Genomic DNA, 14,646 nt, shown 5'->3' with positions numbered 1-14,646 from the left:
CCATGAAGTTCCGAGGGTTCGCGGCGGCGGCCGCCCTCGCGCTGGGCCTGACCGCCCTCCACCCCACCTCCGCCCTGGCCGCGAACATCGTGCTGAACCCCGGCTTCGAGTCGGGCCTGTCCGGCTGGACCTGCTCGTCGGCCGAGGCCGTCTCCTCCCCGGTGCACGGCGGCGCCGGCGCCGTCCGCGGCACCCCCGCCGGCGCCGACTTCGCCCGCTGTCAGCAGACGATCACCGTCCAGCCCAGCACTGCCTACCAGCTCTCCGCCTGGGTCCAGGGCGGCTACGTCTTCCTGGGCGCGACCGGCACCGGCGTGAACGCCAGCACCTGGGGCCAGCCCGGCGCCCAGTGGCAGCAGCTGAAGACCTCCTTCACCACCGGCGCGACCACCACCAGCGTCGCCATCCACGTCAACGGCTGGTACGGCACCGGCGCGTACCTGCTCGACGACGTGATCCTCGACGGCCCCGGCGGCCAGCCCGACACCGAGGCGCCGAGCACGCCCGGCAACCTCGCCGTCGGCAACGCCACCAGCACGAGCCTCACCGCCACCTGGAGCGCCTCGACCGACAACTCCGGGAGCGTCGCCCGCTACGAGGTCTCACGCAACGGCGGCGCCCCCGCCGCCACGACCGGCACCACCCACACGGCCACCGGCCTGACCCCCCAGACGGCCTACCGCTTCAAGGTCCGCGCCTGCGACGCCGCCGGCAACTGCTCCCCGTACACCGGCGAGGTGACCGGCACCACCACGGTGGGCGGCGGTGACGGCGGCGACCTGCCCGAACGGGTCATGGTCGGCTACCTGCACGCCTCGTTCGCCAACGGCTCCGGCTACATCCGCATGAGCGACGTCCCCGCCGAATGGGACATCATCAACCTGGCCTTCGGCGAGCCCACCTCGGTGACCTCCGGCGACATCCGCTTCAGCCAGTGCCCGGTGGCCGAGTGCCCCAACGTCGAGCCCGAGGCCGACTTCATCGCCGCCATCGACGCCAAGCAGGCCCAGGGCAAGAAGGTGCTGATCTCCATCGGCGGCCAGAACGGCCAGGTCCAGCTCACCACCACGGCCGCCCGCGACAAGTTCGTCCAGTCGGTCAGCGCCATCATCGACCGCTACGGCCTCGACGGCCTCGACATCGACTTCGAGGGCCACTCCCTCTACCTCAACCAGGGCGACACCAACCTCGCCAACCCCACCACCCCGGTGATCGTCAACCTCATCCAGGCGCTCAAGACCCTCAAGAGCAGGTACGGGCCCGACTTCGTGCTGACGATGGCCCCGGAGACGTTCTTCGTCCAGCTCGGCTACCAGTTCTACGGCCCCGGCCCGAACGGCACGGCCGACCGCAGGAGCGCCTCCTACCTGCCGGTCATCCACGCCATGCGCGACGACCTGACCCTGCTGCACGTGCAGGACTACAACTCCGGGCCGATCACCGGGCTCGACAACCAGTACCACACGATGGGCGGCCACGACTTCCACGTGGCCATGACGGACATGCTGCTGGCCGGCTTCCCCATCATGGGCAACGCGGCCAACCGGTTCCCGGCGCTGCCGCCGGAGAAGGTCGCCATCGGCCTGCCCGCCTCGCCCAACGCCGGCAACGGCTTCACCACGGTCGGGGAGGTGCAGAAGGCGTTCGACTGCCTGTCCAAGGGCACGAACTGCGGGCCGTACAAGCCGCGCGGGGTCTACCCGGGGCTGCGCGGCCTGATGACCTGGTCCATCAACTGGGACAAGTACAACGGTTACGAGTTCTCCCGCAGCCACCGGGCCTACCTGGACCGCCAGTAGGGCTCACCGCACCAGGTGCGTCGGCTTGATCGGCAGGCCGGCGCCCGGCGGGCGGTAGACGGGCAGGGCCTCGCCGTACTCGTGCATCCAGGCGTGGTCGATCAGCAGCCGCATCCGCCGCCCGCCGGGCTCCGGCACGTCCGGCCGCCCGGCGTGCCCCGTGTGACCGGCGTGCCCGGCCGACAGCTTGGCCACCGCGTCGGCGACCAGGCCGGGGTCGGGCGGCGCCAGGTCGCACCGGTCGTCCGGCCCGATCAGCAGGTCCACCTCGGGCGGCAGCGGGTAGATCCACCTCGGCAGGCAGAGCACGCGGGGCGGCGGCGCCATCGGCAGCCCGTCGCCCACCGCCTCCAGCAGCATCGACCGCGCCGTCCGCCGCTCGAACAGCCCGTCGCCGAACGCCCAGCTCAGCGCCCCCACGTCCGCCCGGTCCTCGCCGCAGGCGTGCAGGCACAGGTACGGCACCAGCGGGATGTCCGTCCCGCCCGCCGGCTGCGCCCACCCCTCGCGGCACCCGGTCAGCACCAGCAGCGCCAGCATCGCCCGGTAGGCCGTGTCGGCGTGCGGCGTCTCCAGCCGGCCGGGCACCACCATGCACCGCCCGCCCGTCTTCTCCGCCGTCACCCCCAGCTCGCGCGCGATCTTCAGCGCCCGCGACGCGGCCACGCCCGTGCACGCCTCCTGCCAGCCCGGCGTGTACGGCTCGTCCCGGTCGTCGTACCCCGACGGCCACCGGCCCGGCAGCCCCGGCCTGACCACCCCGTACACCGCCAGCAGCAGGTCGAACACCGTCGTCACCAGCTGCCCGCCCTCGGACGTCGCCGGCACCCCGCGCCGCAGCACGTCCGGGCCCGCGTCGAACCGGGGCAGCAGCACCTCGACGCCGTCCGCCCCCTCCTCGCCGTACAGGCTCAGCCGCCCCGCCGAGCCCCCGTGCAGCCCGCCCGGCACCAGCGCGCCGCCGCGCTCGCGCAGCCGCACCAGCAGCGGCAGGTCGGTGCCCGCCAGCGCCTGCGCGGCGAACGCGGGCCGGTCCAGGTAGAACTCCTTGAGCAGCACGTGCCCGACCGCCATGGCCAGCGCCCCGTCGGCGCCCGGCCGCACCACCACCGTCTCGTCCGACAGGCGCGTCGGGTGCGGGCCGATCGCCACCACCTTCTGCCCCTTGTAGCGCCCGGCGATCACCCACGGCGTGTCGGGGGAGCGTACGGTCCGGTTGTTCTCACCCCACAGCAGCACGTACGACGCGCGCGCCCAGTCCTCCGGGCGCGGCCCGCGATAGCCCGACCCGAGCATCTGCGCGGGCGCGTTCGACTGCTCGGTCAGCACCGCGCCGCCGAGCCCCGCCACCAGCCCGGCCAGCGGCGCGGTCGCCAGCGCCGCCACCTGGTCCGCGCCGTGCTCGGACGCGGTGTGCACGATCGCGGCGGCGGCCAGCTCGGCGGCCGTGCCGTCGTCCAGCGGCACCCGCCGCCCGCCGCGCGCCCGGCGGTAAACCTCCGAGTTGGCTGTGAGTTCCGCCCAGGCGGCCACCGGGTCCCCCGGCCCCTCCCGTGCCTCGAAATAGAGCCTGACCAGCGCCTGGTTGACCTGCGATCCCCCCATGGAAAAAGTTCAGCACAGACAGTCATGTTCTGACGCCGTACGACCCGGCATGTCGGGGATAAGAATGTGGCAGCATGCGGGCGCGTACGGCACTCTAGATTCCGCCATGGAACACGCAGTCCTCACGGGGGTCGTCCTCGTCACCGGTGTCGTCCTCGCCCTGATCGCCCAGTGGCGAGACTGGCGGCCGTCCCTGCTCGTCGCGATCCTCGTCGGGATCGCCGTGCGGGTCCTGCTGCTCTTCACCGCGGCGACCGACACCCAGTGGCAGCCGGTCGACTACGTCAACAGCTTCCGCCCGGCCGGCGAGGCCGTGCTGCGCGGCGAGGATCCGGTGCTGGCCAGCAACGGCGGCTGGCACTTCCTGCCCACGATCCCCTACGTCTACGGCATCCTGCTCTGGCTCGGCATCCCGTGGGACTACGCCGGCCGCCTGGTCACCGTGGTCGCCGACATCGTGCTGATCCCGCTCGTGGCCAAGCTCGCCGGCGGCCCGAAGGCGTCGCTGCGCGCCTTCCAGTACGCGCTCAACCCGCTGGCCCTGCTGGTCGCCTCCATCCACGGGCAGGTCGAGCCGGTGGCGCTGGTGTTCGGCGTGGCCGCGTTCGTCGTCGCGCGCGGCCCCGGCTCGCCGCACCGGGTGGGCGTCACCGACGCCGCCGTCGGCCGGGTGCGCCAGGCCGTCTCCGAAGGCGGGCTGCGGGTCCTGCCGCGCATGGTGCTCCAGGCGCTGCGGCCCGGCCCCACGGACCGGGCCGACCTCAAGCGGGCCGCGCTGGCCGGCGTCCTCATGGGGCTCGCCCTGTGCGCCAAGAGCTGGCCCATCTGGCTGATCCCGGGCTTCCTGCTGCTGCTGCCCCACCTGCGCTCCCGGATCGTGGCGCTGTTCACGACCGGCGCGGTGCCGCTGTTCTTCCTGGTGACGCTGCCGGTGTTCGCCGGCACCGCGTTCGACCAGATCCCCGAGGTCATCCGCACCATCCAGTCGATCCGTCCGATCGTCGGCGAGTGGGGCTGGACCCCGCACTTCACCGGCGGCCACTGGGACCTGCGGCCCGACCTGGCGACGTTCGGCACCTACCTGATCTACGCGTGCGTGGTGGCCGCGATCCTGGTCTGGCGGCGCGCCGACCCGATCGACATGACGATCGCGATCCTGCTCATCTTCATGGTCGTCACGCCCCGGCTCGGCGCCCAGTACCTGCTGTGGTTCATGCCGTTCCTGGTCGCCAGGCCGACCCGGTTCGCCTGGCCGGCCATCCTCGGCGTCTCGCTCTGGTCGGCCTACGGCTACATCTACATGACGCAGTACAGGGGCGAGGCGTGGGGCGTGCTGCACGCCGACTGGTCGCGGGCCTCGATCGTGCTGCTGCCGGTGCTGCTGCTGGCCATGCCGTGGGGCCGGCGCAAGCCGCAGGCGCCCGGCCTGACCGGGCCCGCCACCCCGGCGGGCCCGGGCGGCCTCACCTCAGCCGGTCGTACAGGGTGATCCACTGGTCGGGTCGCACGTACCCGACCACGGTGTCGCGGGCCACGCCCGCGGCGGCGAGCGCCGCGTCCACGCCCTCGTAGCGCGTCCGCAGCGAGGCGCGCAGCGACCCGCCGACCCCGCTGAAGCCCAGCTCGACCAGCGCCTGATAGTCGCGGCGCGAGCCGGCCAGCGGCTCCGGCCTGCGCTCGACGCGCAGGATCGCCGAGTCGACCGACGGGACCGGCCGGAAGCTCTCCCGGCCGACCCGCTCGCCCAGCCGCCAGTCGAACCACGGCCACGACTCGACCGTGACCAGGCTCCAGCGGCCGTAGTCGCCCGTGCGCTTACGGGCGTACTCCCGCTGGGTGAGCAGGGTAGCCGAGGTCAGCCCCGGCGCCCGCAGGCACCAGTCGACGATCCTCGACGTGACCGCGTAGGGGATGTTGCCCACGACCGCGAACGGCTCGCGGGGCGCGCGGGCCGCCGTGAAGTCGCCCCGGACCACGTCGATCCGCGGATCGTCGCGCGTCCGGGAGGCCAGCCTGCCGGCCAGCCGGGGGTCGATCTCGTAGGCCGTGACCTGGGCCCCGGCCTCGGCCAGCGCCAGCGTGAGCGCGCCCTCGCCCGCCCCGGGCTCCAGCACGGGCCCGGCCGGTGCGGCGGCCTTGACCACCAGCTCCAGGGCATGCCTGTCGACCAGGAAGTTCTGCGACAGCTCGCGCCGCGCCCGATCCCGGGGCGTGCGGCCACCGCCGGAGCTCCTGGCCTTCTTCTGGGTGTGTGAATAGTTTCCGTGCGCGAAGTTCTGCGCCACAGCTTTCGCCCTCTCGGGTCTTCGAGTCGATGGGAAGCTCGAAGGGCCCCGGGCGCGCCGCGGACGCGCTCAGTCGTCCGCTAGCGGGCCAGAGGCCGGCTGCGGCGCATGCGCATGTAGACGGTGCCGAACATGCGGCTGATGCTAGGAAGAGCCGCCCCGGGGCGGCAACTGATTAAATCCGCTTTGAGCTGGCATTGAAGTCCCTGAGGTATTCCTTGGCTTATGGACCGTCCGGCCAGGGTGCTCGTCGTCGACGACGAACCCAACATCCGCGCCCTGCTCTCGCAAACGCTGCGCCTGGTCTCCTTCGAGGTCAGGACCGCCGAGACCGGCGCCGAGGCGGTGGCTGCCGCCCGCGAGTTCGACCCCGACCTGGTGGTGCTCGACGTCATGCTGGCGGACATCGACGGGTTCGAGGTCGCCGGGCGGCTCGGCGAGCGCGTCCCGGTGCTGTTCCTGACCGCCCGCGACGCCGTCGAGGACCGGGTGCGCGGGCTGACGCTCGGCGCCGACGACTACGTGACCAAGCCGTTCAGCCTGGAGGAGGTCGTGCTGCGGATCCGCGCCATCCTGCGCCGCAGCCGCACCCCGGCCCCGCCGGACGACGTCCTGCGCTACGCCGACCTGGAGCTCGACGCTGCCGCCCACGAGGTGCGGCGCGGCGGCGTCCCGGTCGAGCTGTCGCCCACCGAGTTCAACCTGCTGCAGTATCTGATGGCCAACGCCGGCCGCGTCGTCAGCAAGGCGCAGATCCTCGACAGCGTCTGGCGCTACGACTTCGACGGCGACTCCAGCATCGTCGAGTCGTACGTCTACTACCTGCGCAAGAAGATCGACCGGTGGGAGCCGCAGCTCATCCACACCGTGCGCGGCTTCGGCTACACGCTCAGGACACCCCGGTGAGACCCGCCACCTGGACGCTGCGCACCCGCCTGGTCATGGCCGTCCTCGCCCTCACCGCGGTCGCGCTCGTGCTGGCCAACGTGTTCGGCATCACGCTGCTGCACAACACCATGGTCGGCCGGGTGGACAAGGAGCTCACCGGCCTCAGCAAGATCAGCGGGGAGCGGGTCCAGCCGTCGGGGGCGGTCGTGAAGAGCGGTGTGCTGGCCAAACGGTTCGCCAGCCAGCTCCGCATCCTCGTCTTCGCCGCCGACGGCAGCATCATCGCCCAGACGCCCGGCGCGGGCAGCCCCGGCCCCGCGATCGAGACGTTGCGGGTGGGCGCCCCGTACACCGTGCCCGGCACGACCGGCGCGTCCTGGCGGGTGCTCGTCACCCCGTCGCCCGACGGCACCGTGTGGGTGGTCGCCCAGTCGCTCGCCGAGGCCGAGCAGGTCAGGACCTCCAGCATCGCCATCGCCACCGCCGTCAGCGCGCTCGTGCTGCTCCTGCTCGGACTCGCCGGCGACGCCCTGGTACGCCTCGGCCTGCGCCCCCTGACCCGCATGGAGCGCACGGCCGGCCACATCACCCGGGGCGACTTCGCCAGCCGCGTGCCCGCCCCCGACCCGCACACCGAGGCCGGCCGCCTCGGCGCCGCCATGAACGTCATGCTCGACCGCGTCGAGTCGGAGATCGCCGCCCGCACCGCCTCCGAGGCCCGCATGCGCCGCTTCCTCGCCGACGCCTCCCACGAGCTGCGCACCCCCCTCACCTCCGTACGCGGCTTCGCCGAGCTCTACCGCCGGGGAGGCGGCGACACCGGCGAGATGATGGGCCGCATCGAGGACGAGGCCGCCAGGATGAGCGTCCTGGTCAACGACCTGCTCACGCTCGCCCAGCTCGACGAGGAACGGCCGCTGGACCGGAAGCCGGTCGACCTGCTGGCGGTGGCGGCCGACTCCATCCGCGACGCCCGCGCCCGCGTCCCCGACCGGCAGGTCAGGCTGGCCGGCCTGGGCGGCGCGCTGGCCCCCGTCTCCGCCCTGGGCGACGAGGCCCGGCTGCGGCAGGTCGCGGCCAACCTCATCGGCAACGCCCTCACCCACACCCCGCCCGAGGCAGCCGTCACCGTCCGCGTCGGCAGCCGGGCCGGGCGGGCCGTGCTGGAGGTCGCCGACACCGGCCCCGGCATCGCGCCCGAGCACGTCCCGCACCTGTTCGACCGCCTCTACCGGATCAGCCAGGGCCGATCCAGGTCCGACGGCGGCAACGGCCTGGGCCTGGCCATCGTCGCCGCCATCGTGCGCGCTCACGGCGGCAGCGTGGACGTCGACACCGCGCCGGGCCGGGGCGCCACGTTCTCGGTGCTCCTACCTGGTTCCCAGGCGGCTCCCAGCCTGCTCTGATCCGCGCCCGCCACCGTCGGGGGCATGAGACGAACACTTCTCACCGTGGCCCTGCTCGCGCTGGCCGCGGGATGCGGGACGCAGCAGCCCGCCACCGGCGTCGCCTCGGTGTCGAGCGCCTCGGCCGCGCCGACGGCCTCCGCCTCCCCGGCCGCCACGGCGGACCCGGAGGAGCAGGGCAGGAAGTTCGCCGCGTGCATGCGCGAGCACGGCGTCGACATGCCCGACCCCGAGCCGGGCGGGAACGTGCGCGTGATCGGCAAGGCCCAGGCGGGCAAGGCGGAGTTCGAGAGGGCCATGGCCGCCTGCCGCTCGCTGGCCCCGTTCAAGGACCGCGGCGAGCTCACCCCCGAGGACGAGGAGCGGATGCGCGCCTTCGCCAAGTGCATGCGCGACAACGGCGTGGACATGCCGGACCCGGAGCCCGGCAGCGGCCTCAGGCTCAAGGCCGACGGCCGGATCGACCCGGAGGACCCCGCGTTCCGGAAGGCGATGGACACGTGCCAGGACCGGCTGCCCCGCAACGGGAAGCGGAAGTGACCAGGATGGCCCGCACACCGGAACCCCTGTCGCGGCCCCGGCGGTCGCTGGTGCGCCCGGTCGCCTGGACCGCCGGCGCCGCCCTGCTCGCCGCCGCCGTCACGGCCGCCGCGCTCGGCTTCGGCGGCGACGCCACCGGCCCGGCCGCCGCCGTCCGCACCCCGCCCGCCACCGCCACCGTCAGCAGGACGACCCTCACCGAGACCAAGACCGTCGACGGCGCCCTCGGCCACGGCCCCGCCACGACCGTCACCGCCAAGGCGCAGGGCACGATCACCTGGCTGCCCGCCGAGGGCGCCACCATCACCCGGGGCCGCGCCGTCTACAGCGTCGACGCCGACCGCCGCCCCCTCCTCTACGGCGCCATGCCCCTCTACCGCACCCTCCAGGACGGAGTCGAGGGCGCCGACGTCAAGCTCCTGGAACGCAACCTGGCCAAGCTCGGCTACACCGGGTTCGACGTCGACGACGCCTACACCTGGGCCACCCGCGAGGCCGTCGAGGACTGGCAGGAGGACCTCGGCCTCGACGTCACCGGCCGCGTCGAGCCCGGCGACGTCGTCGTGGCCGGCGGCCCCCTGCGCGTCGCCGAGCTCAAGAAGGCGCTCGGCGACAGCGCGGCCGGCCCCGTGCTCACCGCCACGGGCACTGCCCGCCGGGTGCTCGTCGACCTCGACGTGGCCGACAGCCACCTGGTGCGCAAGGGCATGCCCGCCACCGTCGAGCTGCCCGACGGCACCGAGGTCGACGGCAAGGTCACCGCCGTCGGCCGCGTCGCGGAGCAGAGCGGCGACGCAGATGACACCGCGACCACGGTCGAGGTCGAGGTGTCGGTGCCCGGGCTGAAGAAGACCTACGACAGCGCCCCCGTCGAGGTCACGATCGTCGCCCGGCAGCGCGAGAACGTCCTGGCCGTCCCCGTCGGCGCCCTGGTCGCCCTCGCCGAGGGCGGCTACGGCGTCCAGGTCGTCGAGGGCCCCGCCACCCGCTACGCCGCCGTGGAGACCGGCATGTTCGCCGACGGCCAGGTCGAGGTCACCGGCATCGCCGAGGGCGTCACCGTGGCGGTGCCCACGTGATCGCCGAGCTGACCGACGTGCGCAAGGAGTACGGCGACGTCGCCGCCCTGCGCGGCGTCACCATGAGCATCGGGCACGGCGAGCTCGTCGGCATCGTCGGGCCGTCCGGATCCGGCAAGTCGACCATGCTCAACATGCTCGGCACCCTGGACCGGCCCTCCGCCGGCACCGTCCGCATCGCCGGGCACGACGTCGGCACGCTCGGCGACAGGCAGCTGTCGGCCCTGCGCGCCAACGTCATCGGCTTCGTCTTCCAGCAGTTCCACCTGGCCGCCGGGGTCCCGGCACTGGACAACGTCGCCGACGGCCTGCTCTACAACGGGCCCGCGCTGCGCGAGCGCCGCGACCGGGCCGCCGAGGCGCTGGAGCGCGTCGGGCTCGGCCACCGGCTCGGCCACCGCCCGCACGAGCTGTCCGGCGGCGAACGGCAGCGGGTCGCCATCGCCCGCGCCGTCGTCGGCGACCCGGACCTGCTGCTGGCCGACGAGCCCACCGGCAACCTCGACTCCCGCTCCGGCGCCGGCGTCATGGACCTGCTGCGCGAGCTCAACGCCACGGGCACCACCGTCGTCGTCATCACCCACGACCGCGACATCGCCGCCTCGCTGCCCCGCCAGGTGGAGATGCTCGACGGCCGGATGCTCGACGGGGCACGCCGGTGAACGTCCTGGAAAGCCCCCGCATGCGCCCCCGCGACGTGATCAGGACGGGCGGCTCCGGCCTGCGCGCCAGACCGCTGCGCGTGTTCCTGTCGGCGCTCGGCATCGCCATCGGCATCGCCGCCATGCTCGGCGTCGTCGGCATCTCCGCCTCCAGCCGGGAGGACCTGAACCGGCAGCTCGCCGAGCTCGGCACCAACCTGCTCACCGTCGCCCCCGGCCAGACGCTCTTCGGCGCCGACGCCCACCTGCCCGCCGAGGCCGAAGGCATGATCGGCCAGATAGGCCCGGTCACCTCGGTCACCGCCACCGGCCGCACCCCGGCCAAGGTCTACCGCAACGAGCACATCCCGGAGAGCGAGTCGGGCAGCATCTCCGTCCTGGCCGCCCGCCTCGACCTGCCCGCGGACGTGAACGCCACTCTCACCACCGGCGTCTGGCTGAACGAGGCCACCCACCGCTACCCGGCCGTCGTGCTCGGCGCCAAGGCCGCCGACCGGCTCGGCGTCGTCCAGGCCGGCCCCGACCAGCGGGTCCGGCTCGGCGGGCAGTGGTTCACGGTCGTCGGCGTGCTCGCCCACGTCCCGCTCGCCCCCGAGCTCGACACCGCGGCCCTGGTCGGCTGGCCCGTCGCCGAGGAGCGGCTGGACTTCGACGGCTACCCGACCACGATCTACGCCAGGGCCGGCGAGCCGTCGGTGACCGCGGTGCGCGACGTGCTCGCCGCCACCGCCAACCCGCGGGCGCCGAACGAGGTCGAGGTGTCCAGGCCGTCGGACGTGCTCGCCGCCAAGCAGGCCACCGACGCCACGCTCAACGCCCTCCTGCTCGGCCTCGGCGGCGTCGCCCTCCTGGTCGGCGGCGTCGGCGTGGCCAACACGATGGTCATCTCGGTGCTCGAACGCCGCGCGGAGATCGGCCTGCGCCGCTCGCTCGGCGCCACCCGGGGCCAGATCAGGCTGCAGTTCCTCGCCGAGTCGCTGCTGCTGTCGGCCATCGGCGGCGTCGGCGGCGTGGCGCTCGGCATCCTCGTCACCGCCGCCTACGCGAGCCTCCAGGGCTGGCCCGCGACCGTGCCCGCGTGGGCGATGGCCGGGGGAGTGCTGGCCACGCTCGTCATCGGCGGCGTGGCCGGCTTCTACCCGGCGGTCCGCGCCGCCCGCATGTCCCCCACGGAAGCGCTGGCCGCTCCCTGACGAGGGCCGATTCGTACAAGAGAACCAGGCGGCCGGTGGCGTACCGTCGGCCGCATGGACGTTCTCGACCGTGCGGCCGGCTACCTGCGGCTGCACGCCAGACTCATCGACAGGCTCAGGTTCGAGGCGCTGTTCGCCGGCGGCTCGCGCGAGCGGGTGGCCGGCGCGCTGCGCGCCTACCAGAACCCCGACGGCGGCTTCGGCCACGCGCTGGAGCCCGACCTGCGGGGCGCGGGCAGCCAGCCGCAGCCCGTCGAGGTCGCCTTCCGGCTGCTGGACGAGCTCGACGCGTTCGGCGACCCGATGGTGGCCGCCGCCTGCGACTACCTCGCCGCCGTCAGCACCCCCGAGGGCGGTGTCCCGTTCATGCTGCCCACGGGTGAGCCGCGCGCTCCCTGGTGGCAGACGCCCGACGACCCGCCCGCCGACCTCAACCCCACCGCCCCGCTCGCGGGCCTGCTCCACAAGCACGGCGTCACCCACCCGTGGCTCGGCCCCGCCACCGACTTCTGCTGGTCGCGGATCGCCCGGATCACCGACAAGACCGAGCAGTACGAGGCCCGCGCCGTGCTCACCTTCCTCGAACACGTACCCGACAGGGAGCGGGCGCTCGCCGAGTTCGCCCGGCTCAAGCCCGCGCTGCTGGCGGCGGTCTCCCTCGAACCCGACCAGCCCGGCCACGTGCACTACCCGCTCGACTTCGCGCCGGAGCCGCTCACGCTGCCCCTGTTCGAGGCCGCCGTGCTGGAGCGCCACCTGGACGTGATGCTGCGCGACCAGGACGACGAGGGCGGCTGGGCGCCCAACTGGGAGATGTGGACGCCGCTGGTGCGGCACGAGTGGGGCGGCTACATCACGGTGGCCAACCTCAACACCCTGCGGGCGTACGGGCGCCTCTGAAGTTCTGTCGGTGCCCGTGCGTAGCCTGGGGGCATGTACGCGGAACGGGGTCCGGAGCCGGCGCTGGCCGATCGCGTGGCCTGCCTGTGGCGGCAGGTCAGCGACGACGACCGGGCACAGCTGGTGGTGCCCGACGGCTGCGTCGACCTGATCTGGGGCCCCCGGGGGCCGTTCGTGGCCGGGCCCGACACCCGGCCCGCCCCGGTCGCGATGCGGGCCGGCGACCGGTTCGCCGGCGTCCGCTTCAAGCCGGGCGCCGCCGGCGACGTGTTCGGCGTGCCGCTGTCGGAGCTGCGCGACCAGCGCGTCCCGGCCGCCGCGCTCGACGCCCTCGCCGGGCTGCCCGCCGACCCGCCGGACGACCCCCTGCGGGCGCTGCTCGCGGTGGTGCAGACGCGGCTGCGCCGCACCGCCGCCCCCGACCCGTCCGTCCCCGCCATCGCCGCCCGCCTGCGCACCGGCCGCACGGTCGCCGAGACGGCGTGGGACCTCGGGCTCAGCGTCCGCCAGCTCCACCGCCGCTCCCTGACCGGCTTCGGCTACGCGCCCAAGACCCTCCAACGCGTCGTACGGTTCCAGCGCGCGCTCAGGCTCACCCGGGCCGGGGTCCCGCTCGCCGACGTCGCCGCCCGCGCCGGCTACGCCGACCAGGCCCACCTGGCCAACGACGTCAAGCGGCTGAGCGGCGTCACGCTGCGCCGCCTGGTGCCCACCGGCTGACCCTGCTACCGGGCTACCGGGCTACCGGGGGAGGCTCGCGGGCTTGCTGGAGATGAGCGCCCCCGCCCACTCGGCCCGCGGGTCGCTGTCGATCAGCAGCGCCCTGACCAGCAGGCTCAGCGGGATCGCGAGGATCGCGCCCAGCGGCCCCAGCACGAACGTCCACAGGATCAGCGACAGGAACGTCATCGTCGTCGACAGCCCCACCGCGTCGCCGAGGAACTTGGGCAGGATGAACGACTGCGTCACCACGTTGATGGCCCCGTAGGCGGCGACGACCAGCAGCATCTCCTTCACCCCGCCGTGCAGCAGCGCCAGCAGCGCGGGCGGGATCAGGCTCAGCACGAAGCCGATGTTGGGGATGTACATGCCGATCATCGCCAGCACCCCCCACAGGAGCGGCAGCGGCACCCCGATGAGCGTGAGCGCGATGACGTCCAGCACGGCGTTGAGCAGCCCGAACACCGTCGAGACGATCAGATAGCGGCGCGTCTTGTGGGTGAACCCGGCCAGCGCGATCACCAGCCCCCGCCGGCGCCCCTCGCCCGCCGCGAGGATGCGCGAGGTGATCGGCGCGTCCAGGCACATCGCCAGCAGCAGCACCACGATGAGGAACAGGCTCGACAGCACCCCGATCACGCCGCCCAGCAGGCTCTGCGCGATGCCGAGCAGCCGCTCGGGGTCGAAGCTGTCGAAGGCGCGGTCGATCTGCGCGTCGCTGATGCCGTGCGAGGCCGCGAACCGTTCGGCGTCGCCCAGCAACTCGCTGAACTTCCCCGCGTACGAGCTGATCAGGGTGGTGAGCTGCACCGCCGACACCGTCAGCACCGCGGCCATGCTGAGCAGCACCAGCACGAGGATGAGGAACGGCACCGCCACCTGGATCCAGACGGGCGCGCCGTGCCTGGCGAGCCACCCGCGCAGCGGCGACACCGCGATGACGAGAACCAGGGCCAGGATGACCGGCCCGGCGATGGAGGACACTTCGCGGATCCCGAACAGTGCGATCACCGCGCCGGCGATCCCCATCAGGACGATGAGCGCTCTGGGCACCGGCTGATCATTCACGCGGGGTTCCTACCCCTGCCCTCGGGAACACACCGCCGCGCGCCGCCGATTTGACGGTTGCGGGAGCCGTACATAGAGTTCACCAGTCCCGCGAGGACGGTGTGATCACCGGACTCGCCCAGGGCACCTCCTCCAACCACCTCCGGTCCGTGGATGCTTCACGTCCACGGGGCGCCGATTCGACAAGAGTCGGAGTTCGGAGTAAGTTAGAAGGGTTGCTCCGGAGACGGGGCGGTCGAAATTCCCGCAGGTCGAGCAAGTCCGGTCAATTTGACAGAGACTTGAACGGCTGAAAGAATTAAGACACAACGAAATGAGCGCCTCTCGCAGGACTGGGGAGCAAGCGTCCGTTTCTTGAGAACTCAACAGTGTGTCAAAAGCCAGTGCATGAAGTTTTTCATGCAACACCTCGTCAAATATGACGGAGATAATGTTGCCTGGTATCAAACCTTTTTTGGAGAGTTTGATCCTGGCTCAGGACGAACGCTGGCGGCGTGCTTA

At 73.0% G+C, this 14,646-nt stretch carries 13 protein-coding genes; 10 read left to right on the top strand and 3 right to left on the bottom strand.

Annotated elements, in window-relative coordinates:
* Window positions 1–2 precede the first annotated feature (2 nt).
* Window positions 3–1,799 carry a chitinase gene (locus ACWDXC_RS00065; protein WP_449976358.1) on the top strand — a complete coding sequence of 599 codons (1,797 nt, stop codon included), beginning with the start codon at window positions 3–5 and terminating at the stop codon, window positions 1,797–1,799.
* Between the two features lie 3 nt (window positions 1,800–1,802).
* On the opposite strand, the gene ACWDXC_RS00060 is transcribed toward ACWDXC_RS00065, so the two are convergent.
* Window positions 1,803–3,404, bottom strand: coding sequence for a molybdopterin-dependent oxidoreductase (locus ACWDXC_RS00060; RefSeq protein ID WP_449976356.1), 1,602 nt, complete (start codon window positions 3,402–3,404; stop codon window positions 1,803–1,805).
* A gap of 106 nt (window positions 3,405–3,510) precedes the next feature.
* Between ACWDXC_RS00060 and ACWDXC_RS00055 the strand changes: the two genes are divergently transcribed.
* Complete coding sequence (locus tag ACWDXC_RS00055; RefSeq protein WP_375074853.1) at window positions 3,511–4,893, top strand: hypothetical protein; 1,383 nt, start codon at window positions 3,511–3,513, stop codon at window positions 4,891–4,893.
* Here ACWDXC_RS00055 and erm read toward each other — a convergent pair.
* Window positions 4,868–5,590: an ErmE/ErmH/ErmO/ErmR family 23S rRNA (adenine(2058)-N(6))-methyltransferase gene (gene erm, locus ACWDXC_RS00050; RefSeq protein WP_449978127.1), complete on the bottom strand. Its 723-nt coding sequence runs from the start codon at window positions 5,588–5,590 to the stop codon at window positions 4,868–4,870. The two genes, ACWDXC_RS00055 and erm, sit on opposite strands and share 26 nt — an antisense overlap.
* 324 nt (window positions 5,591–5,914) lie before the next feature.
* Here erm and ACWDXC_RS00045 point away from each other — a divergent pair, with 324 nt between their 5' ends.
* Genes ACWDXC_RS00045 through ACWDXC_RS00010 form a run of 8 tightly spaced genes read left to right on the top strand, consistent with a single transcriptional unit; the run spans window position 5,915 to window position 13,077 of the window.
* On the top strand, window positions 5,915–6,595 hold the full coding sequence (locus ACWDXC_RS00045) for a response regulator transcription factor (RefSeq protein WP_219517227.1): 681 nt from the start codon (window positions 5,915–5,917) through the stop codon (window positions 6,593–6,595).
* On the top strand, window positions 6,592–7,983 hold the full coding sequence (locus ACWDXC_RS00040) for a sensor histidine kinase (RefSeq protein WP_449976351.1): 1,392 nt from the start codon (window positions 6,592–6,594) through the stop codon (window positions 7,981–7,983). Before ACWDXC_RS00045 ends, ACWDXC_RS00040 begins: the two co-directional genes overlap by 4 nt.
* A 24-nt stretch (window positions 7,984–8,007) precedes the next feature.
* The gene (locus ACWDXC_RS00035; RefSeq protein WP_449976349.1) at window positions 8,008–8,523 is read left to right on the top strand and encodes a hypothetical protein; all 516 of its coding nucleotides are present in this window, start codon (window positions 8,008–8,010) and stop codon (window positions 8,521–8,523) included.
* Window positions 8,524–8,528: 5 nt separating this feature from the next.
* Entirely contained in the window at window positions 8,529–9,602 is a 1,074-nt protein-coding gene (locus tag ACWDXC_RS00030) for a peptidoglycan-binding protein (RefSeq protein WP_449976347.1), read from the top strand.
* A complete protein-coding gene (locus ACWDXC_RS00025; RefSeq protein WP_449978125.1) occupies window positions 9,602–10,264 on the top strand; it encodes an ABC transporter ATP-binding protein in 663 nt (220 codons plus the stop codon). Before ACWDXC_RS00030 ends, ACWDXC_RS00025 begins: the two co-directional genes overlap by 1 nt.
* Before the next feature lie 20 nt (window positions 10,265–10,284).
* Complete coding sequence (locus tag ACWDXC_RS00020; RefSeq protein ID WP_449978122.1) at window positions 10,285–11,457, top strand: ABC transporter permease; 1,173 nt, start codon at window positions 10,285–10,287, stop codon at window positions 11,455–11,457.
* Window positions 11,458–11,511: 54 nt separating this feature from the next.
* On the top strand, window positions 11,512–12,357 hold the full coding sequence (locus ACWDXC_RS00015) for a hypothetical protein (protein ID WP_449976344.1): 846 nt from the start codon (window positions 11,512–11,514) through the stop codon (window positions 12,355–12,357).
* Between the two features lie 33 nt (window positions 12,358–12,390).
* On the top strand, window positions 12,391–13,077 hold the full coding sequence (locus ACWDXC_RS00010; protein ID WP_449976341.1) for a DUF6597 domain-containing transcriptional factor: 687 nt from the start codon (window positions 12,391–12,393) through the stop codon (window positions 13,075–13,077).
* 21 nt (window positions 13,078–13,098) lie between these two features.
* On the opposite strand, the gene ACWDXC_RS00005 is transcribed toward ACWDXC_RS00010, so the two are convergent.
* Complete coding sequence (locus ACWDXC_RS00005; RefSeq protein ID WP_449976339.1) at window positions 13,099–14,145, bottom strand: AI-2E family transporter; 1,047 nt, start codon at window positions 14,143–14,145, stop codon at window positions 13,099–13,101.
* Window positions 14,146–14,646: the final 501 nt, after the last annotated feature.

It is taken from the genome of Nonomuraea sp. NPDC003214 (assembly GCF_053590035.1).
The sequence above is the reverse complement of the archived record's forward strand: the minus strand, read 5'-3'. Positions and strand labels throughout refer to the sequence as shown.